Origin of the sequence: Acinetobacter sp. PFS20 (genome assembly GCF_052261015.1) — a bacterium.
GTDB lineage: Bacteria > Pseudomonadota > Gammaproteobacteria > Pseudomonadales > Moraxellaceae > Acinetobacter.
Genome location: NZ_JBPVZE010000001.1, coordinates 986,028 through 1,010,464 on the forward strand (window position 1 = coordinate 986,028; position 24,437 = coordinate 1,010,464).

Here is a 24,437-nt window from a genome sequence, read left to right on the forward strand (position 1 = left end):
CCACTATGGTGACCATAGAACATGCTTTCCTCATACCGGCCGAGATTGACAAGGTTTTTAACTATCTTGCAAACCCGGCCAATGATGCAGGTTGGCAATTGTCGTGTAAGCATTCTGAACTGCTAGACAATACTCCACGTGTGGGCAGCAAGTATGAAATCGGTTTTAGCTTTATTGGTCGTGAGATGTCCTTTAAAGGTGAAATTACACATCTAGTACCGAATGAATTGTATGCGTTTAAAGTAGTGGAAGGACCCTTTCACTACACTGGAACTTACCGTTTCAAACCACATGCAGAAGGCACCTGGATTGAATGGGTGTTTGAGGCAGAGCCAGGCAGCTTTTTTGGTGTATTGCCCCCAGCACTGCTAAAAAAGATGGTACTCGCTCAGTTTAAAAAAGATGTTGCTAATCTTGAGGCATTGGCTCAGAAGGGTGAAGCCTATGAGTCGGTTGGCAATGAAAATAAACCAACTATCGAGACCAGTAAACCACGCCGCAAGACTCATCAGGTGATGGAACAATACGCGCGTTGGATTCTCAGACATCGCCGTATTGTACTAACTGTGGTGATGCTTTTAACGCTTGCCTTGGCATATCTCGCATCTGGCGTAAAAATTATTATTGATCCAGATGCGCTTGCCCCCAAAGGTCATCCTTATATCACCTCCACCAAGCTGATTGAAAAGAAATTCGGCTCCAAGTACATGGTCGTGATCGGTATTACACCGAAGCAGGGTGATATTTATCAGCCGCAAGTATTAGAAAAAGTCAAACGTATTACCGAAGAAGTTGATAATGCTCCGGGTGTGGTTAGATCTACTCTAATGAGTCTGGCCGCGCGTCAGGCCAAAGGGATCACCGCCAATTCGGATGGATTTGATGCCAAGAAACTACTGCCGAATAGTTCTGTGACCGAAAGTGATGTCGATCACCTGAAAAAACTGTTGGCACTGAATCCGATCTATATGAATTCAGTCGTATCTAAAGATCAGAAAACTGCTGCTATTTTGCTTGAACTTGAGGAAAGTCCAGAAGGCTTCCAAAAGATGATGGGCCCGATCAACAAAATCGTAGCGGCTGAACAGTCTAAGGATATGACCATCAGTGTTGGTGGTAATCCAGTCTATTTAGATAAAGCCGAAGATTACTCTAAGCGTATCAACATCTTGTTCCCAATTGCCGTATTGGTGATTGGTTTATTGCACTTCGAAGCATTCCGCAGTAAACAAGGCCTGATTCTGCCATTAGTTACAGCTTTGCTGTCTGTAGCATGGGGTATGGGCATGATGGGGCTGTTCAAACAGCCGATGGATATTTTTAACTCTCCTACACCAATTCTGATTCTGGCCATCGCGGCAGGGCATGCCGTGCAGTTGCTCAAGCGATACTATGAAGATTTTGATCGTCTGATTGCCCAAGGGATGGAACCTAAAGCTGCAAATAGCGAAGCCGTGGTGCAGTCTATGGTTCGTGTTGGTCCAGTTATGATACTGGCTGGCGGAATTGCAGCGGCTGGATTCTTCTCTCTGTTGACCTTTAATATTCCGACTATCCGTTCATTCGGTATTTTTACAGGAATCGGGATCATCAGTACGCTGATCATTGAGATGACTTTTATTCCTGTACTTCGCTCGATGTTACCACCGCCTTCGGTTACTAAGGTTGCACGCAAAGGTTTGCCGATCTGGGACTGGATTCCAAAACGCATTGGTGATGTCATTTTGTCAGTTCGTCCGCGAATGATGCTAATGACTGTGATTGCAGTACTGGGCGTTTTTCTTGCTCTCGGCACGAGTCGTATTGTGGTGGATAACGATAGTCGCAACTTCTTCTCGCGCGATCTACCAATGCAGCAAGACGACAGATTCTTGAATCAGTCTCTTGGTGGCACAAACAGTCTCTACATCATGGTCGACACCAAAGTTCGTGATGGTATTGAAAACCCAGAAATCCTGAAAGCGATTGATAATACAGAGAAGTTCGCGAATTCAATTCCAGAGGTCGGTAAAACTATCTCTATCGTGGACTATATCAAGAGAATGAATCAGGCAATGAATGCCGATCAGCCACAGGCATTTCAGGTTCCAGCAACCAAAGATGTTGTTGCTCAGTATCTGTTGTTGTATTCAATGTCTGGTGAGCCGACTGATTTTGAATCTTACATTGATACAACTCAGCGCTATGCCAAGATCACGATTCTGCTAAAAACAGGTAGTAATCACCGTATCAAAGAAATCCTTGAGTCGCTAAAAACATATATGGCGGGTCAATTGGGTGATAAAGCAGTCGTGAGTTTTGGTGGTGATGTGACTCAGACCATTGCTTTAACTGAAACTATGGTTCACGGCAAGCTCATGAATATTCTACAGATTTCATTTGCCGTATTCTTTATCTCTGCCTTAGTTTTCCGTTCGTTCTCTGCTGGACTCATTGTCCTAACACCACTTCTATTCTCGATTCTTGCAATCTTTGGTGTGATGGGCTGGCTCGACATTCCGCTCAATATTCCAAACTCTCTGATCTCAGCCATGGCGGTTGGTATCGGTGCAGATTATGCCATTTACTTCCTCTATCGCTTGCGAGAAATCTTGAGTGAAGAGGGTGGTGATATCAAAGATGCTATTCGTAAAACTTTAAGTACTGCTGGTAAGGCTTCGCTTTTTGTTGCGACTGCTGTTGCTGGTGGGTATGGCGTATTGTCCTTATCGCAAGGCTTCCATGTGCATCAATGGCTAGCGATGTTTATTGTGATTGCGATGCTTTTCAGTGTATTTGCAACCTTAATTATGGTACCTACAATGATTCTAATGTTGAAACCTCGTTTTATCTTTCCCTCAAATAAGAAGAACATTACCGTTGCACAAACTGTTGTGACAAGTCTCTTGTTAGGTACGGCACTCACAATGTCGATGCCTAAAACATCTCATGCAGATGAGGTTCAAGACATTGTTAACCGTAGTGATGATGCTTCTAAGTTCTTGTCTTCAAGTGCCAGTGCTAAATTTGTGCTGACATCTAAAAGCGGCGAGCAACGTGTACGTTTGACTAAAAATATGACTAAGCTTGCTGGAAATACTCAGAACAATATGCGTTTGACTGAATTCATCTCACCAGCAGATGTACAGGGAACCACCACGCTGTTGATTGAGAATGCAAAAGGCAGTGATAGCATGTTTGTCTATTTGCCTGCATTAAAAAAAGTACGTCGTTTGGCATCAGCGAATAAGGGCGATGCTTTTATTGGTACGGACTTTAGTTATGGTGATGTGCTTGGCTATAAGCTAAGTGACTGGAAGTACACTAAACTGGCAGATGGCAAATTTAATGGTAAAGATTGCTACACGATTGAAGCAACGCCAATCAATAATACTGTGAAGAGTGACTTTGGTTATAGCAAACGTCGCATGTGCATCCTCAAAGACAACTTTGTTACAGCAACCATCGACATTTGGGATACAGCAGGTAAGCCATTAAAGCATATTGAGTTCACGGATATCCGTCCTTACGGTAAAGTGAAACCAAGATGGCAGGCCATGAAATCTATGGCGAAAAATCTGCAAACTCAGCATATGACACAAGTTATCGTCAATGATTTTGTAGCAGAAAAAACTTTATCCGATAAGATTTTCTCACCGCAGAGTCTAGAAAAATGACGCAAGGTGCCTATTGGGTATTTGCATGCTGCAGTAGCTTTATGCTACTGCAGCATGCTCATGCAGATGACAGCGAAATTAGTTTTGTGAGCCAGAACTCAGCCAGACTTGATATGTGGTCATCAGATCGTGATTTAAGTTCATTAAAAAACATTGGACAAGCAAGTTTCTGGTCCAATGGTACGCTCAAGTTTAATCCAGAGTTTAAGATCCATTACGACATAAATATTGGAGATGAAACGGACCATACTGTAAACCCAGATCAGGTGAGTAAGGTAAATCGCAACTTACGTGAGTTGTATGCCTCTTATAACTGGGATCAGACAGTCTATGTCGATGTTGGTCGCCAGATTGTAGTCTGGGGGAGAGCTGATGGGATTAACCCAACGGATAATCTATCACCCCGTGACTATACGCGCCTAGTACCAGATGAGACAGATCAACGTCTTGGAAATGATGCAATCAAATTGACATATATTCCTGAATCAGGAACCAATAAATGGACAGCGTTGTGGTATCCGCGTAGTCGTTCAGATGTGATTCCATTGCGTCAGATTTCTGGTGTCCAGTATGAAATAGATAAGAAGAGCCGTCCTGCATTTGCAATGCGCTGGGATTATTCTGTAGATGGTCTAGATGTTGGTGCATCGTATTTCTCAGGTTTGGACCATATGCCCGATCTGTCAATTCTTTCTGCATCTCCAACAGGGGAGGCAACATTGCAGCTGAACAATAATCCTATGTCCGTCTATGGATTTGATTTCAGTTATAACCATAACGATATCGTATGGCGCGGTGAAGCGGCATATACCCACACTGACTCGAATGGTAGTGCAGATCTTACGCACAAAAAAAATAATCTGACCGTGGTCATGGGGCCAGAATTAGCATTGAAGAATTCCACACTAAGTTTAGTTGGCGTATACAAACATACGGAGGACTTTAGATCTGCCGATAGCTTAACAAATCCAGTATTGAGTGCAGTCTACCGTTATCAGCAAACGATCAGTAACCAATATGAGCAGGATCAGTATGGAGCTATGCTGCGCTATGCACTTAACCTACTGAATGATAATCTAAAATTAGAAGTAACAGGATTCTACTTTGCACCAGAGCCTAATGAATTGTTGAGAGTACGTATTAATTACAGCCTTGATGATCACTGGCAATTGAATGTAGGTGGGGATCGCTTCTGGGGTAGAAATGATACGGTGTTAGGACAATTTAGAGATAACAGTCTGGTGTATGCCCAGGTTCGATATAATTTTTAAGATAATTCGCTCCAAAACAATGCTGGGAGTGCCCAGTCCCTAATAAGGTGATTTATGGATAATTTAAATAACGCAAAAAAAGATAATTTTTCACGGAAGACCATATTAGTAACAGGTGCAGCAGGTTTTATTGGTAGCAGACTGATCGTTGATCTTCTGCGTGAAGGTCATCAGGTGATTGCTGCGCTGCGTAATGCTGCAACCAAGAAAGATAAGCTGTTAGGTTTTATTGCAACAGAAGGGCTGGTCGATCCGTCTATTTCGTTTGTCGAATATGATTTAAGCCGAGATTTTAAGCTGGACTCTCTGCTAGCGGATGCTCAGGCAAAGATCCATGTGATTTATCATCTTGCCGCATCCTTTAATTGGGGCATTAGCAAAGCTGAAGCTGAGCGTACCAATATTAAGTCAGGAGTTGCCTTAATTGAATGGGCTGCAACATTGAAGCAGCTTGAGCGATTTATCTGGATTGGTGGATATCGTGTGGCTACTCCGCCACAAGAGTCGGCTGATGAGTTGTATTGCAAACATGGTGGCTATGAAGCTTCAAAAATTTTGGGTTATCAAGCTTTCATTGAAGCCTGTAAGCGTTTAAATGTGCCATGGACTGCAATAAATCCAGCGACGGTCATTGATGGTTTTTATAACTATGGCGATATGCAATATATCGGTATTGCTGACATGATTGATAAGCTCTATCAGGGACGTCTACTGGCATTGCCAGGTAGTCGTGACACATTTCTGCCACTATGCAATATGCAGTATATCGTGAGCTTTTTGATCCGAACGATGTCTTATCCTGAGACTATTGCTCAGGAGTATATGTTGCTTGATCCTGCGACGCCGAAATTTCATCGTCTCGTTCACCTAGCTGCCGAGCATTTGGGAGTCAGCACACCACATTTACAAGTACCCAAAGGTCTATTAGAGAAATTACCTGAGGTATTGCTTGATGGTTCTAAAGAACAACTCTCTTTCATTTCTACCGAGCACTATCATGTTGCTGGGGCAGAGGCGATGGCAGCGAAAATGGGCATCGCAGACCTGATCAATGTCACTCCTTATTTTTCTCGTTGGATTGATCGTTTGGTGCTTACACGCTTTGGTCGTATGCAAGTACCAATACCTAGTCATTTCAGCTATCAGAATCGATATTGGACAGAAATCTATACTAAACAGCCGATTAATTCTGACACATCATCTGCATTATTTTTACATGGGATCCCATTTGATAGTGCATGCTGGTCTCCAATCATCAATAAAATCACATACGATCAGGTCGCTATGATGGATCTGCCGGGACTTGGGCGTTCAGGCAGTTATGAGATGATGGAAGACAACAACCATCAATTTATTGATGCTGCTGCAAAGCTTTTAGCGCCAAATAGTGTTGTTATTGCACATTCGTTAGGATGTCTTTTTGCGTTGAATCTTGCAAAGAAATATCCGGATAAAGTTGCACGCCTCATCCTCATATCACCTTATTTTGTTCAGGCGCAGGCCGCTAAAATGTTTCAGATACAAGCTATATCTAATCTGATTTTCCGTTTTGTGCCAAAAGATATGATTGCTAAAGACCTACATCCAGATGGACAACAAAATCCGTCTGTTGGTTATGCGATGGATTCATTACGTCGAGTGTCGGTAGCTAAGCATATTAGTGAGTATATGCACCGTATTAGTTTGCCGCAGCAGCGAGCAACTCAGACAGCTTTGTTAAACGAACTTAGTTCTAAAGTTGAAATCATTGTGGGAGATAAAGACCCAATTGTTACCACAATAAGCTCAGATATCCCTATACATATTATCGCTGGTGCAGGCCATAATCCGCACGTTACACATGTAGATGCGGTTTCTGACTATCTCGCGCCTGTTCTGATGAAATACAACAGCACTACCGCTTCCTAATGTCTGATCGTGCCCAAGTGCAGGTTTATGTCTGCCCAGTTTCACGGGTACCACAAGATCATTTGGTATTGAGTCATTATCTCGGCTTTCTCAGTTCGGCAGAGAGGCTGAGATATGATCAATATCATCCTAAGGCGGCTCGTCTTTTCTTGATCTCTCGCGTATTAGTGAAGACTGTCTTGGCAGATAAGCTAGGCATCTCACCTCATCAAGTTAATATTCAATTACATCCCAACGGCAAGCCTTTTGTACAAGGCAGCAAGGCTGTGTATTTTAATCTTACTCACTCAGCGGACGTTATTATCCTCGCTGTGACTGAAGAAGGGGAAATAGGAGTGGATATTGAACAAGTGGATCGTGAGTTCGAGTGGATGCGTGTTGATAGTGTGTTAGCACCGATTGAAATTGAATGGATTAAAGAGAATGAACTCACTGATCCATTCAGTGTATACCAGCGGTTTTTTCAAATATGGACCTTAAAAGAAGCCTATATTAAATGCACTGGCGAAGGAATGAGCCGTCATTTAAAGAAGCTCAACTTTCATGTGTTGCCTGAGCATATACAATTTCTCGACTCAACCAATGATGCTCGAAAGACAGAACAGTATTATTTTGAAAGTTATATATATGATTCTCACTTCATCTTTTCTATCTGTTTACAACAAAGTTGTAGCCTAGAGCGCTTTAACTTGGACTGTTTTCAATTATTACCCTTTATATCTAAGCATCGAATAACGCCAACGCCTTGTAAATATAGCTAGATTGAATCGTTATAACTGACGATTTAAAAAAGTGAATCTAGTAATAAAATATTTGGCTTTGAGCTGAACCATTCTCAATGAATTATGCTGTGAATAGATAGACCGCAAAAATTATAAATCAATGAAAAGAAAAAAGCCCCAGTCTTTCGACTAGGGCCTTTTAAATTTGGAGCGGGAAACGAGACTCGAACTCGCGACCCCAACCTTGGCAAGGTTATGCTCTACCAACTGAGCTATTCCCGCATATATAAGCAGTTTTTACGAAAACTTTCTCAAAAAAAACCAATTTGGAGCGGGAAACGAGACTCGAACTCGCGACCCCAACCTTGGCAAGGTTATGCTCTACCAACTGAGCTATTCCCGCGTGCCGCTTATAATACATTAAGCGAAACATGGGTCAACAACTTTATGCAAATAAATATGCTGATTGCATAAAATAAAAACAGAAATGAGCAATTAAATGTATTTTTATCGTTAAGTTGCCGAATAAATAGACATTTTGTTTGGGGTCAAAGCATACAAGAGCAACTTTTGTTTGTGTGTAGACAGGGTATACTAGGTTCAAATATACGAATAATCGTAAAGGAAAAGCTATGAGCCTTGAACAACAATTGATTGAGCGGTTACAAACCCTTGCACCTAGCCATTTGGAAGTTATTAATGAGTCGGCTGGACATGGTGGTTATTTCCCAGGTAAAGAGTCACATTTTAAAGTGATTGTAGTGAGTGAAGAATTTAACGGATTACGTTTAGTTCAACGTCATCAAAAAGTTTATGCTTTAGCTTCAGACTTAATGAATCCAGGTCAAATTCACGCTTTAGCAATTCATGCCTACTTACAAAGTGAGTGGCAAGGTCAAGCACCTGCTAGCCCAGAATGTGCACATGCACCTAAAAGCTAAGGGCTAATTTCATGGATGCACATTTACTCACTAAAATTATTCATATGACTGCGGTGGCTGCTGCACTTATGGTTTTTGTCTTACGCGCTTCAACTCTGTTTGTAGGCGTGCAAGGGGAGCAACCAAATCCTGCGGGACGCAAAATATTAGTTGCCTTACAACATTTGTCGTTTACCGTAGTTTTTATTACGGGTGCAATTTTATTGGTCATGAAAGACTTTCAGGTACAGCCGTGGTTTTACGCTAAAATTATTCTATTTTTAGTCTTGTTATCTTCTCTGATGAAAGCCTTTAAAAAAGATGACACTCTTTTATTGGCACAACGTAGGGCGGGTTTAATCATTAGTGCGATCGCATTTATTGCTATTATTATTTTAGTAATTGTGAAACCTGTTTTTGCTTAATTGTTCTACATTCTTTGCCTTTTTGCTTAAGCTCTAGGTTAAACTGCGTACAGTAAAAAAATATACAGAGGGAAACATGTTAACTCGTGTGGTGTTTAACCAAAAAGGCGGTGTAGGGAAATCAAGTATTACTGTAAATTTGGCCGCAATTAGTGCCAAACATGGCTTAAGGACATTGGTCATTGATCTTGATCCTCAAGCCAACTCTAGTCAGTACCTTTTAGGGGATGACGCAACCTATTCTGCTGAAAAATCAATTTTAGAACCAAATATCGAAAATTTCTTTGATGATGTGTTGGGAAACAATCAACAAAAGGGTTTAATCGGTAATGCATTAGGTTCGATTTTAAAAGCTCCACGAAGTAAAGATATTGACAGCTTTGTACACTCAACTCCCTTTGCAAAATTAGATGTGCTTCCTGCTAGCCCAACACTAGGCGCTCTTGAGCATGCACTTGAAAGTAAACATAAAATTTATAAATTACGTGATTCAATTCAAAACTTAATTGGACGATATGATCGTATCTATATAGATACACCACCTGCATTTAACTTTTTTACTTTATCGGCACTCATTGCAGCAGATAAAGTCTTAATTCCCTTCGATTGTGATGTCTTTTCAAAGCGTGCGTTACAAACATTGATTGAAAATGTTCTCGAAACGCAAGATGATCATAATGATCGCTTGGAAATTGAAGGAATTGTTGTCAACCAATTTCAAGCTCAAGCAAAATTACCTCGGGAAGTGGTTCAGCAGTTGAAAGATGAAGGGTTGCCTGTACTTAATAGCATGTTACCGCCTTCGGTTTTAATGAAAGAATCGCATCAGAAAAATTTACCTTTGGCTCATTTGGCACCAGAACATAAATTGACTCAAGCTTACGAGACATTGTTTGGTGAAATTGAACCAAAACGATAAGAGAAAAATGATGAAAGGCTTATATATTATTGTGCCTTTGGTGGCAGCCACTTTATTACTCGGCGCTTGTGCTACGACGGTAAAACCGACTTACGTGTCTCCGACTCAATATCAATCTTTGGGCTGTCAGCAGCTACAAAGTGAATATAACCGTATCCAACAATATATCGATAATGGCGTACAAACTCCGAAAAGTACTGGTATGGGTGTTGGGCTTGGACTTGGCGGTGGCTGGGGACGAGGCGGTTGGGGATTCGGTCCATCTATCTCTGTAAATATGGGACAATCTTCTTCAACGAAAAATACCGAACTTTCACGTGTTTTAGGTCAGCAAGAAGCCATAGTTCAGGCTGCTCAGTTTAAAAATTGCCCAATTATTGTTCGAAAAAAGGCCAATTAATAGCCTATTTTGCATCACAATATGCTAATTAAGGCATATTGTGATGATTAAAGTTTAGCAAAATGTTTCATAATAAAATTAATATAAATCAATACATTTTAAATTTTAAAGCTTAATAAATTCTGTATTTTCTATAATCAAAAGCCCTCACAAACTTGCTATATTTTGCCTATTTCGTTTAAGGTGGCCCCATCTTGGATGTTGTGGAAATTTTATGATTGAGAGTTGGTTTTTTGTATTGGCAATGTTGGCTGTTTTGCTCATTCCGGGGCCGACAAATGCTTTACTTGCAACCGCTGCTCATTCTCAAGGTTTATCTAAAGCATTCTGGCTTATCCCAATGGAATGGTTAGGCTATGCCTACGGTATTAGCTTTTGGGCTGTATTTATTCATTTAGCTGCTCCAATTTGGCCAGCACTACTGCTCATTTTGCATATTACGAGTGTACTTTATGTATTCTGGCTTGCTTTTCACTTATGGAAAAACACCCATTTACAACAGTTCAGTCAAAGTCACCGTAATATTCGACCACGTCAATTATTCTTATCAACCTTAAAGAATCCTAAAGCTTTGCTGTTTGCAGCGGGTATCTTTCCTGCTGAAGCATGGAATTCGCCTGAAAATTTTCTTATCGTATTTGGTGTTTTTACATTAATCCTGATTCCGGCAGCAAGTTTCTGGACGCTTTTTGGACGAGCGTTGTTAACGGGTCCAATCAAAAAAATAAAAGCCGATCATTTATATAAAGGATCGGCCATGTTACTCATTTTATGTATGCTTCCGGTGGTATTCCGTTTCTTCTAATTAGTCTCGAACATTGGCTTTTCGGTTTTTGAGTTTTTCACGTATAAATCCGATGATGCCTGGTAAAACACTAATGATAATGATGCCGAAAATGAGATGGGTAAAGTTATCTTTAACGATTGGCATATTTCCAAATAAATAGCCTAAAGTTACAAAAGAAGCGACCCAACAGAATGCTCCAATCAGGTTATAAGTTAAGAAAAACTTATAGTTCATGCTACCCGCCCCAGCAACAAAAGGTGCAAAGGTACGAGCAAATGGAACGAAACGAGCAAAAATAATCGTCTTGCCGCCATGGCGAGCAAAGAATTCTTGAGTTTTAACTAAGTGCTGTTTATTAATGAATCGGGAATTCATTTCAAACACACGTGGACCGATAAAACGCCCAATATGGTAGTTTACAGTGTCACCTAAAACGGCAGCAATGAAGAGTAGAGTGCCGAGTACCCATGGATCCATCGCACCTGTAGAGGCTGCTAAAGCACCAGCTGCAAATAGCAAACTATCTCCCGGCAAGAACGGCATAACCACTAAACCGGTTTCAACAAAAATAATTAAAAATAGAATGCCATAAATCCACGTTCCGTAATTTATAATAAATTCGGCGAGATGTTGATCAACGTGTAGAATAAAATCAATAAGTTCCATGATAAGAGCAAGTGGTAAACCGTGTTCAAATCCTAGCAGTGAGCCTATAGAAAGTCAGTATAAAGCATCAAAAAAATACAAATTGATCATCTCGTTTATGCAACGATATATATGGATTTTGAGTATTTAATTATCAATGTCCCAAACCTAGAATGAGCTCATCAATAAATAAGCATTTAAATAAAGGTGGCAAAATGTTTAATCCAAATGTAGTGGTCAAAAACATCGTAACGCAATCAGGCGCAGATAGTTTCATTAGCCTTATTGCGCGTCTTCTTATCGCCTATATCTTCCTTGTTGCAGGTTGGGGGAAAATTACTGGTTATGCAGCAACTGCTGGATATATGGAAGCAATGGGGGTTCCAGCTGGAATTCTTCCTTTAGTTATCTTGGTTGAGTTTGGTGGTGGTTTAGCCTTGTTATTTGGTTTCCAAGCACGCTTTGCAGCTTTTGGACTTGGAATCTTTAGTATTCTTACTGCATTTTTATTCCACCAAGGTGGTGCTGATGCAGCGGCGCAATATAACAATGGCATCCATTTCATGAAAAACCTTGCAATGGCGGGTGGTTTATTCTTCCTGATGCTTCATGGCGCTGGACGTATTAGCTTGGATCATGCAATCGAGAAATAATATTCAAGACAAAATAAAAACCGGATGATCAACTCATCCGGTTTTTTTATTTCTAGGGACGTAAAATTAAAGCATGAACTGGATTTGTAATTCCCCAACCACAAAACCAAGTACTGCACCTACTGCAATGAGTGCCCACTCATCTTCTTTAAATGCAGGGCGTAACATACCTTCAAATTCAGATGGTGTTAGTTTTTGCATACGTTCAATTAAAGTACTGCGAATATTCATAGCATCTTCTGCATAAGACTCTACGTATTTCATCGTCTCTGGAAGCCGTTGCATGATACGTTCAGCAACTTGCGATTTCATATCCTGATATTTTTCTCCGCCAATTGCGTAAACAACAAGTGGACGAATCACACCTGCTTGCATATCAATTTCTTGTTTGACATGGCGGTTAACCAGATCAATAACACGTGCAGAATGTGTACCAGAAAATAATTCTTCCATCATATGGCGAGAAGTTAAAAGCTGTTTGGAAATTAACGCTGCGTAGTCGGCGGCAACTTCATTTTGACGTTTAATAAACAAACCTTGCCACGTATAGCCCAATATTTTCTTAGGGTATAGTGGTCTAAACATCATTTGTAATGCAATCCAGTCACTGAAAAAGCCCACAAAGCCGCCAAACATTGGCAGCATCCAAGGGTATTTACCCTGTGTGATAATCCAGCACAGCATCTGAATCACACCAATACCGAAGCCAAATACAAATCCGACATTACTAAAAAATTTAAATTCTTGTTTGCCCACTCGTTTAAAAATATTGTTGAGTAGGCGTTTGTCTTTAAGCAAGTTGCTAATAACAAGATGTTTAATATCAAAATATCGGTTCACATCACGTTGTACTTCACTCATGATGTGTTCAACAATCTCGGGCGCTTTTGATTGCACACGACGAATAAGTCTTTGACGCGCAAACTCTGGCATGCCTTCCCATAACCCAGGCTGATATTCTTGCGCAACATCACGAGTAATATCTTCAGCTGCCGCAAGCAGTGGTTTTTCTATTTCTTTGGCAATACGTTTCGGATCTAGGCGTGCAAAAATTTCTTCAGGTTTAATGAGCTTGGCTGTCATGAGCTCAACAGCAATTGTTGCCATCTTCTCGGCTTTGCGTGGCACGATACCTTGCCAACCTAGAAATGGTTTAATGCCTTTAAACTCAAGTGGCGAAAACATCATCTGAATGGCGATCACCTTGGTGATGTAGCCAATTAAACCACTCATAAAAGGAATAGAGATATACAACCAAAAATGTTGCTGGAAATCTGCAATCATAGTTTGAAGCATTGTTGTTCCTTAGATTTCTATTGATTTTGATAGGGGGCAACAAGCCATAAAAATGGATAATTGTTTAAGCACAGACAAATATCGCTTATGGTATTTACCTTTCCATGGTAATGCCTGTTTTATCGGCTCATCTTAACATCAAATTCATGGTGATGTTGCATAGAATGTGATGAATTTATCAATACGTATGAAGTTTTTAAGACTAATCCAGATGTTTGATAAATATAAGTAAATATTAATTTATGTCAAAGAATTCAACGATAGAAATGATTCAGAAATGAAAAAAATAAGATATATGATGATTTGCGGTGCGCCGAAGCGTGAAAAATGTTAAAATGGCGCGCTTAATTCTTTTGCCATTTAGTGGTTTGTCATGACTACCAATACTCAAATTACTGAAGATCGTATCCTGATTCTGGATTTCGGCTCTCAATATAGCCAGCTCATTGCACGTCGTGTACGTGAAGCCGGCGTTTACTCTGAAATGTATGCTTTTGATATGTCTGAAGAAGACGTTCGCGCTTTTAAGCCAAATGGCATTATTTTGTCAGGTGGACCTGAGAGTGTGCATGAAGAAGGCAGCCCACGTGCACCACAAGTAGTGTTTGAGTTGGGTGTTCCAGTATTGGGTATTTGCTATGGCTTGCAAACCATGTCTGAACAGTTAGGCGGTAAAGTTGAGCCAGGTACTGTACATGAGTTTGGTTATGCCGAAGTTGATATCGTTAAACGTGACCAACTGATTGGCAACTTACAAGATCGTGAAGACCAACTTCATGTCTGGATGAGCCATGGCGACAAAGTGAGCCAGATTCCAGAAGGTTTTAGCATTACTGCAAGCACACCAAGTTGTCCTGTTGCTGCTGTAAGTGACGAAACACGCCGTTTCTATGGTGTGCAATTCCACCCAGAAGTAACGCACACGGCAAAAGGTGAAGAATTACTTGCAAATTTTGTTCATAAAATTTGTGGATGTGGTGGTCTTTGGACACCTGAGCACATCATTGATTTGCGTGTAGAACAACTACGTGAACAGATCGGTGATGAAAAAGTTCTTTTAGGTCTTTCTGGTGGTGTTGACTCATCTGTAGTTGCTGCGCTTTTACACAAAGCAATTGGCGACCAGTTAACATGCGTATTCGTTGATAACGGTTTACTTCGTTTAAATGAAGGTGACCAAGTAATGCAAATGTTTGCTGAAAACATGGGTATCCGTGTTATTCGTGCAGATGCTGAACAACGTTTCTTAACTGCATTGGCTGGTGAAGTTGATCCAGAGAAAAAACGTAAAATCATTGGCCGTGAGTTTATTGAAGTTTTTGCTGAAGAAGCACGTAAACTTGATGGCGTGAAATTCTTAGCACAAGGTACAATTTACCCAGACGTAATCGAATCTGCTGCAAGCAAACAAGGTAAAGCACACGTTATTAAATCTCACCACAACGTGGGTGGTTTACCTGACGATTTAGAGTTTGAGTTGGTTGAACCTTTACGTGACTTGTTTAAAGATGAAGTTCGTAAATTAGGTACGACACTTGGCTTGCCACACAGCATGATTTATCGTCATCCATTCCCAGGCCCTGGTTTAGGTGTTCGTATTTTGGGTGAAGTGAAAAAAGAATATGCAGATATTCTTCGTCTTGCTGATGACATCTTTATGCAAGAGCTTCGCGACAGCGGCTGGTATGACAAAACAGCTCAAGCATTTGCCGTATTCCAACCTGTTAAGTCAGTTGGTGTAGTGGGTGATGGTCGTCGTTATGCATGGGTAATCGCACTTCGTGCAGTTGAAACAGTTGACTTTATGACAGCTCGTTTTGCACATTTACCATACGAATTGGTTGATAAAATCTCAACACGTATTATGAATGAAATTAAAGATGTATCACGTGTTGTATACGACGTGTCATCTAAACCACCAGCAACGATTGAGTGGGAATAATTTTCCTCTGTTTGTTGGTAAAGAAAAGGACGCGTTAGCGTCCTTTTTTATTACTTAACTTTTAAAGATAAAAATTAATTTTGATACTTAAAACTTTGATTGTCTCATTCATAACACCCTGTGTATTACTAAAAGACTATATTGAATAATGAGTGTATTGTTAAGATCATTAAAACAACTCATTGCAAAAGCATAGGTAAAAGAGAGTAATATCATGAGCAATAATAATGATTACGATATTTCTGATTCAAAAGATTGCGAGAAATTTGCCAATCAATTTATTCAGGAATTTCCAATTCGCTCTGCTGAAATTGGACAGGGGACAGTCATTAAGCGGGCTTTACCTAGCCGACAAAAACGAATGATTGGAGCATGGTGTTTCCTAGATCATGCAGGCCCAGTAACCTTTCCTGCGGGTGATGGTTTAGATGTTGGTCCTCATCCTCATATTGGTTTGCAAACCTTCACTTGGATGATTGAAGGGACGATGATGCATACTGATAGCTTGGGTTCAAAACAACTTATTCGTCCTAAGCAAGTGAACCTAATGACGGCGGGTCATGGCATTTCACATACAGAAGTTGCACCTGATACAGAAACTCAAATGCACGCTGCGCAGCTTTGGATTGCTTTGCCAGATGCTAAGCGTAATATGGATCCGAAATTTGAACATTACCCAGAGCTGCCTGTTGTTGAGAAAGACGGACTAGAATTTACCGTACTTGTGGGTGAATATTTGGCAACGACTTCTCCGGTAGTGGTTCATACGCCGTTAGTGGGTGTCGACTTAATTGCTACCCAAGATACTAAAACTCGTATTCCATTAAATCCTAATTATGAATATGGCTTTATGGCATTAGAAGGTGTTGCCCATGTAAATGGTCATGAGTTAACTGCTGACAACATGGTTGTTTTGGATACTGGACTGAGTGAAATTGAGATTGAAGTAAAAAAAGGCAATCGTATTCTTTTGATTGGTGGAGAACCGTTTGAAACGCCAATTTTACTCTGGTGGAATTTTGTTGCACGTACAATGGATGATTTAAAAGAAGCGCGTGAGCAATGGATTAACCATGATGCGCGTTTTGGTGAAATTCCAGATTATGTGGGTGCACGTTTAGAAGCCCCTGTTCTTCCAGATCAAATGAGAGCATCGAAATGACAGTAGTAATTGCAAGCAGTAAAGCAAAGCCTCTTGCTGAACAATGGAAGGGCGAAATTACCAGTGGACGTCATCAATATTTTTGTGATGAGCCTGAAAAACTTGAAGGGCAAGACCAAGGCCCAGCACCCTATGATTTGCTCACCGGAAGTTTAGCCGCGTGTACGCTTATTACTTTAAGAATGTATGCGAAGCATAAGGGGTATGATTTGGGTGAATTCTCGGTTGAAATTGATTTTCATACCAATAGAGAGCATGAGGAACATATTGAACGTCGTATCGTTTTTAAAGACTTGCCAGATGAAGAACTTCAGCAAAAAATCTTAACGGTATGTAGTAAAACGCCAGTTACTAAAACTTTGTTACGTAGTTTAGACATTCATACTGTGCTTGTTACAGTGTAAAAATGCTATTTTGTGGAGGTGGATGATTTTATATCCATTCCACAAATGGAATAAAACAGCATGTTCACATGCTGTTTTTTATGTAAAAAGAAAAATAAAAGCAGGCAATAACATGATTAGTGTACACCACCTGGAATGTTCGCGATCGTTTCGAATTTTATGGGCTTTAGAAGAATTAGGCTTAGATTATGATATTCATTATTATCAACGCTTACCTAACTATTCCGCTCCAGAAACATTGAAATGTATTCATCCTTTAGGTAAAGCTCCAATTTTGACTGATGATGAGCAAGTCATCGCAGAATCTGCTGTGATTTTGGAATATTTACAGCAGCGTTATGATCAGAAGCAGCAATTTAAACCTACACAGCCCCAAGATTTACAGCAGTATATTTATTGGATGCACTATGCTGAAGGTTCACTTATGCCACTATTAGTCATGACTTTAGTCATGAATAGTGTAAACAAGCATGTGCCATGGTTAATTCAACCCGTAGCAAAAAAAATCACAGAAGGGGTGAAGGCAAATTTTGTTCGCCCACGTATGAAAGATCATATTAGTTTTTTAGAAAACTATTTGGCAGAGCATGAATATTTCGCAGGCGATTTTTCATTTGCTGATATTCAAATGAGTTTCCCACTGGAAGCTTTGCAATCACGTTTGCAAGGGAAATACCCTAATATTCAGGCTTTCTTACATCGTATTCAGCAAAGACCCGCATTTCAGAAAGCGAAACAAAAGGGAATGGGTACTAATGAAAGGAATTGTGCTGATATTTAAAAGAAAAGGAACAATTATTTGTTCCTTTTTTATTTGCCCTTTACTTGCGTTTGATCACGATAGAATCAATGCCACTGTGTTGTAAGGTTTGTTGAGCGGCCAATGCAGCATCTTGGGAGTCATAAGGACCTGAAATAACACGGTACCATATTTGCCCATTTTCACTACTTTTGACTACATCTGCAGATAAACCATTCAAAATGATTTCTGCACGGCGAGCATCAGCCTGATCGGGGTCGTTATAGCTGCGAACCTGTAAAATATAGGTAGGCTGCTGAGGAGCGGTAGCTGATGGATTAGCATCAATTCCTGCACTTTCTGAAGCTGCTGGTTGAGCTGCACTTGGTGCCTCAACAATCATGGCTGTACCTTGATTTTTGCTTTCAGGAATTGCTTGCTCCGGAATAGGTGTTACTTGTTGTTGAGGTAATAGATCGTAGAAACGATAGTCTTTATTGGTATCTTCTTCTTGATAGTGTTCAGAGGTAATCTGATTTTTTGCAGGAACAGGTTGCCAAGGTTTCCAAAGCATAAGCACTACAGCGATACATAAGACCGCCAAAATAGCGACAAGTGTCCCTAACCATTTAGGAATTAGGGGCTTTTTAGGCTTGTTAGGTCTTTCAGATACACCGCGTTGCGTTTTGCCAAACACGTGGATTATTCCTCTGTATTTTGATTGTTTTAATTCGAGTTTGAGTCTCGTATTACGATGCTGAAACAGTGGTTCGTATCAGCTATTTTAACTCTACAAACCACTGCTTACTATATATTGCATGACCTTTATTTACTGTCATGCAATATAATTTTTACATAGATTCTGGTGCAGATACACCAAGCAATTCTAAACCATTGCGCAACACTTGTTGTACATTGATTGAAAGTAATAAACGTGCTTGTGTAAGCTCGGCATCATCGCTTAATACTTTATGTTCATTGTACCAACCGTGGAACAAGGCAGCTAACTCTTTCAAATAGTTACCCAACTGATGTGGTTCATACGCATTTGCAGCCCGCAACACTGCATCTGGATAAGCTGCCAATTTAGAAAGAATTTCAGTTTCAGCATCAAGAGACAAGCGTGCCGCATGCGGGCGAGCAGTGTTTACATCGAATTGTAGGTTTGTGCTTGCTGCTTTTTCTAACATGCGGCAAATACGTGCATGCGCATATTGGATGTAATACACAGCATTGTCTTTACTTTGTGACACAGCAAGGTCAAGGTCAAAGTCAATGTGTTGTTCGCTCTTACGCATTACGTAGTAGAAACGAGCCGCGTCATTGCCCACTTCTTTACGCAAGTCACGTAAAGTCACGAACTGACCTGAACGAGATGACATTTGAACCATCTCGCCACCACGCCATAGACTTACGAACTGAACTAAAAGTACAGTTAATTTTTTAGAGTCGTAACCCATCGCATCAATTGCCGCTTTTACGCGAGAAATATAACCGTGGTGGTCAGAACCCCAAATGTCGATTAGGTCCGTATAACCACGTTGTAATTTATTCAAGTGATATGCAATGTCTGATGCAAAGTATGTAGTTTGGCCATTACGACGTTTAACAACACGGTCTTTTTCATCACCAAATTCAGTTGATTTAAACCAGATGTTGCCATCTTTCTCATAAAGGAAGCCACGTTGATCAAGTGTTTCTAAAGCTTCATCAATTTTTGCACTAAGAGATGCTTCACTAAACCATTGATTGAAAGTTACACCGAAGTCAGCAAGGTCATCTTTAATGTCATCTAAAATGGCATGAAGAGCAGCTTGGTGGAATACACGGTAGCCTTCACCTAATAATTGTTGTGAATTGGCAATAAGGCCATCAATATGTTTTTCTTTGTCGCCAGATAAAACGACTTTATTGCCGTCGCTATCTAATTCTTCTGCATATTGTACGTCTTCTGGCACATCTTTGTAGACATCAGCCACTTCGCGAAGGTAGGCATCGCCATCTTTATCAATAATAGTCTGTGCGATTTCTTTAACGTAATCGCCTTGATAAGCATTTTTTGGAAATACAAGGTTTTGACCAAGTAATTCTAAATAACGTAAATAAGTAGAAGTCGCCAAAATATCCATTTGACGGCCAGCATCATTCACATAGTATTCACGGTCAACTTTAGCACCTGTTGCTTCAAGTAACGTGGCAACAGTCATACCATATGCAGCACCACGGCCATGTCCTACATGTAGACTAGACGTTGGGTTTGCAGAAACAAATTCAACTTGGATCTTTTTCGCCGCATTTGCTTGGCTGCGACCAAAGATTTCTTTTTGTGCTTGAATCTGGTCAAGAATAGCAAAGCGCTGATCTGCATTTAAAAAGAAGTTAATAAAACCAGGTCCTGCGATTTCAGCTTTGCTGATATCTGCAACTTCTGGTAATGCAGTTAGAACTTTCTCAGCTAAATCACGTGGTTTCATACCAGCAGCTTTCGAGCCGATCATGGCAATATTAGAAGCAAAGTCGCCATGGCTTCGGTCTTTGGTGCGTGTTAAGTTGCTTGTGTTTTTCCAGTCGGAAGGAAGCACCCCTTCTTGTTGAAGAGTTTGCACTGCATGGTCGAGAGCTGCTTGTATTGCCGTATTCATATCAATCGAAAATAGATGTCGCAGAAAAACGTCAAATATAGCAAATTTCCTAGGAGTTAGGGGAGTGGATTTAATATTCGAGTAATTCTTTTTGTGCCACTTACTGAGTATTATTTTTTAAATGAATATTGCAGGGTGGACTGTCTCATTATTCTAAAAACAAATAAATACAAGCCTTTTGTGGTTTTTTAATCAGTAAATGACACTAAAAATCCACCATTATTTCTTATGGAAATATATGGTAGTATTAAAATATATGGTTTAGGCCGCTAAAATTAAAATAATAAAAGATTTTTTAAAAGCACAAAATTATTAAGATATTGATATTTATTGTTTATTTTTAAACATGTTTTAACTAAATAGTCTTCAATTTTAACATCACAGTTTAAAATATCTATTTTGAACGAATTAGGCTTAAGCTTATACGCACAAAGAGTTTTAGAGACCATACAAAAACGTGTTTTTCTCTACTCTAAGCTGGAAAATGAGATAGGCAATGATATCAGGACACCCAAGTAAACATCCCCTTTATATCCCATATGCAGGTTTTACACTTTTAGAGTTACCACTTCTAAACAAAGGTTCTGCTTTCACTGAAGAAGAAAGAAGTAACTTTAACTTACACGGTTTACTCCCCCATATTATTGAAACTATTGAAGAGCAGAGCCAGCGCTCTTATCAACAATATTGCGCTTTCACTGATGATATCAACCGACATATCTATCTGCGTAATATCCAAGATACTAATGAAACCTTGTTCTATCATCTAATCGAAAATCATCTTGAAGAAATGATGCCGATTATTTACACCCCAACAGTAGGTGAGGCATGTCAGCGTTTCTCTGATATCTATCGTCGTCATCGTGGTGTTTTTATTTCATATCCAGATCGTGATGTGATTGATGATATTTTGCAGAACGTAAATAAAAATAATGTAAAAGTTATCGTGATTACTGATGGTGAACGTATCTTAGGTCTTGGTGACCAAGGTATTGGCGGAATGGGGATTCCTATCGGAAAACTTTCACTTTACACCGCTTGTGGTGGGATTAGTCCAGCTTATACATTACCAATCACAATTGATGTAGGGACGAACAATCCACAACTGTTAAATGATCCGATCTATATGGGTTGGCGTCAGCCGCGTATTAGCGGCGATGAATATTACGCATTTGTAGATATGGTGATTGATGCTGTGAAGCGTCGTTGGCCAAAAGCATTAATTCAGTTTGAAGATTTCGCACAAAAAAATGCGATGCCACTTCTAGAAAAGTATCGCGATAAAATTTGCTGTTTTAACGATGATATTCAAGGAACAGCGGCGGTATCGGTTGGTAGTTTGATTGCTGCGAGTCGTGCGGCGGGCAAGCAATTAAAAGATCAGAAAATTGCTTTCTTAGGTGCAGGTTCGGCGGGTTGTGGTATCGCGGAGCAAATTGTTGCTCAAATGGTTGCTGAAGGTTTAACCGATGCTGAAGCGCGTGCTCGCGTTTATATGGTAGACCGTTTTGGTTTGATCACCGAGAATCAACCAAACTTGCTCGACTTCCAACGTAAGTTAGCACAAAAAGCTGAGGTGGTTGATCAGTGGGGCAATATTGAAGAAGTGATTTCACTACTTGATGTTGTTAAAAATGCGAAGCCTACAGTGTTAATTGGTGTTTCTGGTCAGCCTGGTTTGTTCACCGAAGAAATCATTAAGACCTTAGCGGCAAACTGTGAACGCCCAATTGTCATGCCATTGTCAAACCCAACTTCACGTGTTGAAGCCGTACCTGCTGATATTGTGGAGTGGACTGAAGGTAAAGCGTTAATTGCAACAGGTAGTCCGTTTGCTCCTGTGAATCATCACGGTAAACTTTATAATATTTCTCAGTGTAATAACTCATACATTTTCCCAGGCATTGGCTTAGGTGTGGTGGCATCGGGTGCTAAACGTGTTACTGAAAATATGTTAATGGCGTCAAGTAGTGCTTTAGCAAATTGTTCTCCACTGCTTAAAGATCCACAAGCTGATTTGTTGCCACCGTTGGGTGAAATTCAACAAGTGTCTAGAGTTATTGCATTCGAAGTTGCGAAAGCCGCTATGGCTGATGGTGTAGCTGTAACGATTAGTGATGATCTGTTGAAACAGAAAATTGATCAATCATTTTGGAAACCTGAATATCGCAAATATAAGCGTATTCCTTTCTAAGAATGAGAATAAAAAAAGAGGAGCGTCAGCTCCTCTTTTTATTTTTAGTCTTCTAAAATTTCTTCGAGTAATTCTTCGCTAGGTGCAAAATAGTAAGCACCATCAAGCGGGGTCACGAAATGCAATAAACGGTCGTGAATACCATCTCCACTTGTACCGAACATACGTTTTAACATGGCATCAATAATGTTCAGGTCCTTGGTGTAGGCAATAAAAAATAAACCTTGATCGCCTCTGCCGTCGCCATAAGGCAGACTATGACGCAAGATTTCCATTTCTTCGCCTTCATCATCTTCTACAACAGTACGGGCGACATGAGCATTTTCCGGTTTAACGTCATCATCTAATTCAATAGATTCAAGCTTGGTGCGGCCCATGACATTTTCTTGCGCATCAACTTTCAATTTTTTCCATTTTTCTAAGTCGTGTGCATAGCGCTGCGCGAAAATGAAACTACCATCGGCAAATACTCCAGCCTCTTCAGGTAGAAGAGCTGTTTCTGCACGGTCATCTGGGAACTGAGGGTTTTCAGTACCGTCTATAAAACCTGTCATATCTCGGCCATCGAAATAGCGGAAGCAAACACGCTCATCAAGAACTTCGACTTTATCTTTAATACCTTCAAAAAATGCTTGGCTTAATGCAAAACAAATATCAGAGCGCATGCTGGCAATATGAATGAGTACATCTGCTGGCACAGATGGCATATTGAATACACCTTGTTCTGGCTCAAGCTGTTTAAATCCTACAGGAGTTTGCGAATAGAGCTGTTTCCATAGTTCAGGACCAAAAGCGACTGCTGTTTTAATTTGAGCATCAGAATGCTGAGTAATTAGACGGTCTCGTGCTTCAAATAAAGCTCCGATTTGTTTTTTTAATTCATCAATTGATAAGTCTTTTAAACGAAGAACAATGAAGCGAGCATGATCTGATGGCAATGGCAAAATGACAGATTGAGCAGTCATTGGAAGGTATCTCCTCAATTATAATTTAGTATGAGCTTTAATTATTGTGCCTGATGCGGAGAGTCGTTAGTAGTCTATTTCTTGATTTTATTGTTTGAATTCTGACTGAGATAGTTTTATAAAACAGTATAATTCCACTTTTATAGTCTATTTTTTGCTATGTCTCTGCAAGTTTGGTTCGCTTATATGTTGGCCTGTTGGGTCATTAGTATCTCACCGGGTGCAGGAGCAATTGCTTCAATGTCGAGTGGTCTAAACTATGGTTTTAGGCATGGCTATTGGAATGCGATTGGTTTGCAAATCGCTTTGCTACTTCAAATTATGGTGGTGGCAGCAGGTGTGGGGGTTTTATTTGCAACAACACCTTTGGCTTTTCAGTTTGTTAAATGGTTTGGTGTGATTTATTTGTTATACCTTGCTTATTTACAGTGGACAGCACCTATAAAAGATATAGAAATCCAACAAGAAAAAAGAGATAAATCTGTATTTGCGCTATTACTAAATGGCTTTGTGGTCAATATTAGTAATCCCAAAGCGATTGTATTTCTATTGGCTGTCTTACCCCAGTTTCTAGATTTGGGTAAGCCTCAATGGATACAATACATGATTATGGCTGTAACAATGATTACGATTGATTTGATTGTAATGGCTGGATATACAGGACTAGCATCAAAGGTTCTAAGATTACTTCGCTCTCCTAAGCAGCAAAAATATTTGAATCGGGGTTTTGCTGTGATGTTTAGTTGTGCGGCTTTATTATTAAGTACAGTTCATCAGGCGTCCTAAT

21 protein-coding genes and 2 tRNA genes are annotated in these 24,437 nt (G+C 40.2%); 16 read left to right on the top strand and 7 right to left on the bottom strand.

From position 1 onward, the window contains the following. Positions 1-5 precede the first annotated feature (5 nt). Genes ACS125_RS04660 through ACS125_RS04675 form a run of 4 tightly spaced genes read left to right on the top strand, consistent with a single transcriptional unit; the run spans position 6 to position 7,596 of the window. Positions 6-3,656 (top strand): outer membrane lipoprotein-sorting protein, encoded by a 3,651-nt coding sequence (locus tag ACS125_RS04660; protein WP_443270823.1) that lies wholly within the window; start codon positions 6-8, stop codon positions 3,654-3,656. Further along, positions 3,653-4,927: a porin gene (locus tag ACS125_RS04665; protein ID WP_443270825.1), complete on the top strand. Its 1,275-nt coding sequence runs from the start codon at positions 3,653-3,655 to the stop codon at positions 4,925-4,927. Before ACS125_RS04660 ends, ACS125_RS04665 begins: the two co-directional genes overlap by 4 nt. A gap of 54 nt (positions 4,928-4,981) precedes the next feature. Further along, positions 4,982-6,835 carry an alpha/beta fold hydrolase gene (locus ACS125_RS04670; RefSeq protein WP_443270827.1) on the top strand — a complete coding sequence of 618 codons (1,854 nt, stop codon included), beginning with the start codon at positions 4,982-4,984 and terminating at the stop codon, positions 6,833-6,835. Next, on the top strand, positions 6,835-7,596 hold the full coding sequence (locus tag ACS125_RS04675) for a 4'-phosphopantetheinyl transferase family protein (protein WP_443270829.1): 762 nt from the start codon (positions 6,835-6,837) through the stop codon (positions 7,594-7,596). Before ACS125_RS04670 ends, ACS125_RS04675 begins: the two co-directional genes overlap by 1 nt. A 167-nt stretch (positions 7,597-7,763) precedes the next feature. On the opposite strand, the gene ACS125_RS04680 is transcribed toward ACS125_RS04675, so the two are convergent. Both ACS125_RS04680 and ACS125_RS04685 read right to left on the bottom strand, forming a co-directional pair. Next, positions 7,764-7,839: transfer RNA gene (locus ACS125_RS04680), tRNA-Gly, on the bottom strand. Between the two features lie 45 nt (positions 7,840-7,884). Next, positions 7,885-7,960: transfer RNA gene (locus ACS125_RS04685), tRNA-Gly, on the bottom strand. A 229-nt stretch (positions 7,961-8,189) separates the two neighbouring features. Here ACS125_RS04685 and ACS125_RS04690 point away from each other — a divergent pair. From ACS125_RS04690 to ACS125_RS04710, 5 genes are all read left to right on the top strand, one after another. Continuing rightward, a complete protein-coding gene (locus ACS125_RS04690) occupies positions 8,190-8,498 on the top strand; it encodes a BolA family protein (RefSeq protein ID WP_443270831.1) in 309 nt (102 codons plus the stop codon). Positions 8,499-8,509: 11 nt separating this feature from the next. Beyond that, complete coding sequence (locus ACS125_RS04695) at positions 8,510-8,902, top strand: SirB2 family protein (protein ID WP_004795332.1); 393 nt, start codon at positions 8,510-8,512, stop codon at positions 8,900-8,902. Between the two features lie 76 nt (positions 8,903-8,978). Beyond that, positions 8,979-9,821, top strand: coding sequence for a ParA family protein (locus tag ACS125_RS04700; protein WP_151964489.1), 843 nt, complete (start codon positions 8,979-8,981; stop codon positions 9,819-9,821). Positions 9,822-9,831: 10 nt separating this feature from the next. Further along, positions 9,832-10,221, top strand: a complete 390-nt coding sequence (locus tag ACS125_RS04705; RefSeq protein ID WP_443270834.1) for a hypothetical protein — start codon at positions 9,832-9,834, stop codon at positions 10,219-10,221. Between the two features lie 214 nt (positions 10,222-10,435). Next, on the top strand, positions 10,436-11,026 hold the full coding sequence (locus ACS125_RS04710) for a LysE family translocator (protein ID WP_443270836.1): 591 nt from the start codon (positions 10,436-10,438) through the stop codon (positions 11,024-11,026). On the opposite strand, the gene ACS125_RS04715 is transcribed toward ACS125_RS04710, so the two are convergent. After that, entirely contained in the window at positions 11,027-11,674 is a 648-nt protein-coding gene (locus ACS125_RS04715; protein ID WP_111856346.1) for a DedA family protein, read from the bottom strand. Positions 11,675-11,868: 194 nt separating this feature from the next. On the opposite strand from ACS125_RS04715, the gene ACS125_RS04720 reads away from it, so the two are divergent. Further along, a complete protein-coding gene (locus ACS125_RS04720; protein WP_004795325.1) occupies positions 11,869-12,306 on the top strand; it encodes a DoxX family protein in 438 nt (145 codons plus the stop codon). A gap of 66 nt (positions 12,307-12,372) precedes the next feature. Here the strand turns inward: ACS125_RS04720 and ACS125_RS04725 are convergent, their stop codons facing one another. Beyond that, complete coding sequence (locus ACS125_RS04725) at positions 12,373-13,590, bottom strand: DUF445 domain-containing protein (RefSeq protein ID WP_171056882.1); 1,218 nt, start codon at positions 13,588-13,590, stop codon at positions 12,373-12,375. Between the two features lie 385 nt (positions 13,591-13,975). Between ACS125_RS04725 and guaA the strand changes: the two genes are divergently transcribed. From guaA to ACS125_RS04745, 4 genes are all read left to right on the top strand, one after another. Next, entirely contained in the window at positions 13,976-15,544 is a 1,569-nt protein-coding gene (gene guaA / locus ACS125_RS04730; protein ID WP_004795322.1) for a glutamine-hydrolyzing GMP synthase, read from the top strand. 214 nt (positions 15,545-15,758) lie between these two features. After that, the gene (locus ACS125_RS04735; protein ID WP_443270839.1) at positions 15,759-16,706 is read left to right on the top strand and encodes a pirin family protein; all 948 of its coding nucleotides are present in this window, start codon (positions 15,759-15,761) and stop codon (positions 16,704-16,706) included. Then, entirely contained in the window at positions 16,703-17,110 is a 408-nt protein-coding gene (locus ACS125_RS04740) for an OsmC family protein (protein WP_191900740.1), read from the top strand. Before ACS125_RS04735 ends, ACS125_RS04740 begins: the two co-directional genes overlap by 4 nt. Positions 17,111-17,222: 112 nt before the next feature. Beyond that, entirely contained in the window at positions 17,223-17,891 is a 669-nt protein-coding gene (locus tag ACS125_RS04745) for a glutathione S-transferase family protein (protein WP_004795312.1), read from the top strand. 40 nt (positions 17,892-17,931) lie between these two features. On the opposite strand, the gene ACS125_RS04750 is transcribed toward ACS125_RS04745, so the two are convergent. Both ACS125_RS04750 and argS read right to left on the bottom strand, forming a co-directional pair. Then, positions 17,932-18,546, bottom strand: a complete 615-nt coding sequence (locus tag ACS125_RS04750) for an SPOR domain-containing protein (protein ID WP_013199189.1) — start codon at positions 18,544-18,546, stop codon at positions 17,932-17,934. Positions 18,547-18,700: 154 nt separating this feature from the next. Further along, positions 18,701-20,491 (bottom strand): arginine--tRNA ligase, encoded by a 1,791-nt coding sequence (gene argS / locus ACS125_RS04755; RefSeq protein ID WP_192834823.1) that lies wholly within the window; start codon positions 20,489-20,491, stop codon positions 18,701-18,703. 496 nt (positions 20,492-20,987) lie between these two features. On the opposite strand from argS, the gene ACS125_RS04760 reads away from it, so the two are divergent. Continuing rightward, the gene (locus ACS125_RS04760) at positions 20,988-22,685 is read left to right on the top strand and encodes an NAD-dependent malic enzyme (RefSeq protein WP_013199187.1); all 1,698 of its coding nucleotides are present in this window, start codon (positions 20,988-20,990) and stop codon (positions 22,683-22,685) included. 44 nt (positions 22,686-22,729) lie between these two features. Here the strand turns inward: ACS125_RS04760 and ACS125_RS04765 are convergent, their stop codons facing one another. Then, positions 22,730-23,650 carry a Dyp-type peroxidase gene (locus tag ACS125_RS04765; protein WP_443270843.1) on the bottom strand — a complete coding sequence of 307 codons (921 nt, stop codon included), beginning with the start codon at positions 23,648-23,650 and terminating at the stop codon, positions 22,730-22,732. A gap of 159 nt (positions 23,651-23,809) precedes the next feature. On the opposite strand from ACS125_RS04765, the gene ACS125_RS04770 reads away from it, so the two are divergent. Next, on the top strand, positions 23,810-24,436 hold the full coding sequence (locus ACS125_RS04770; protein WP_151964499.1) for a LysE family transporter: 627 nt from the start codon (positions 23,810-23,812) through the stop codon (positions 24,434-24,436). The last annotated feature ends 1 nt before the right edge of the window (position 24,437 follow it).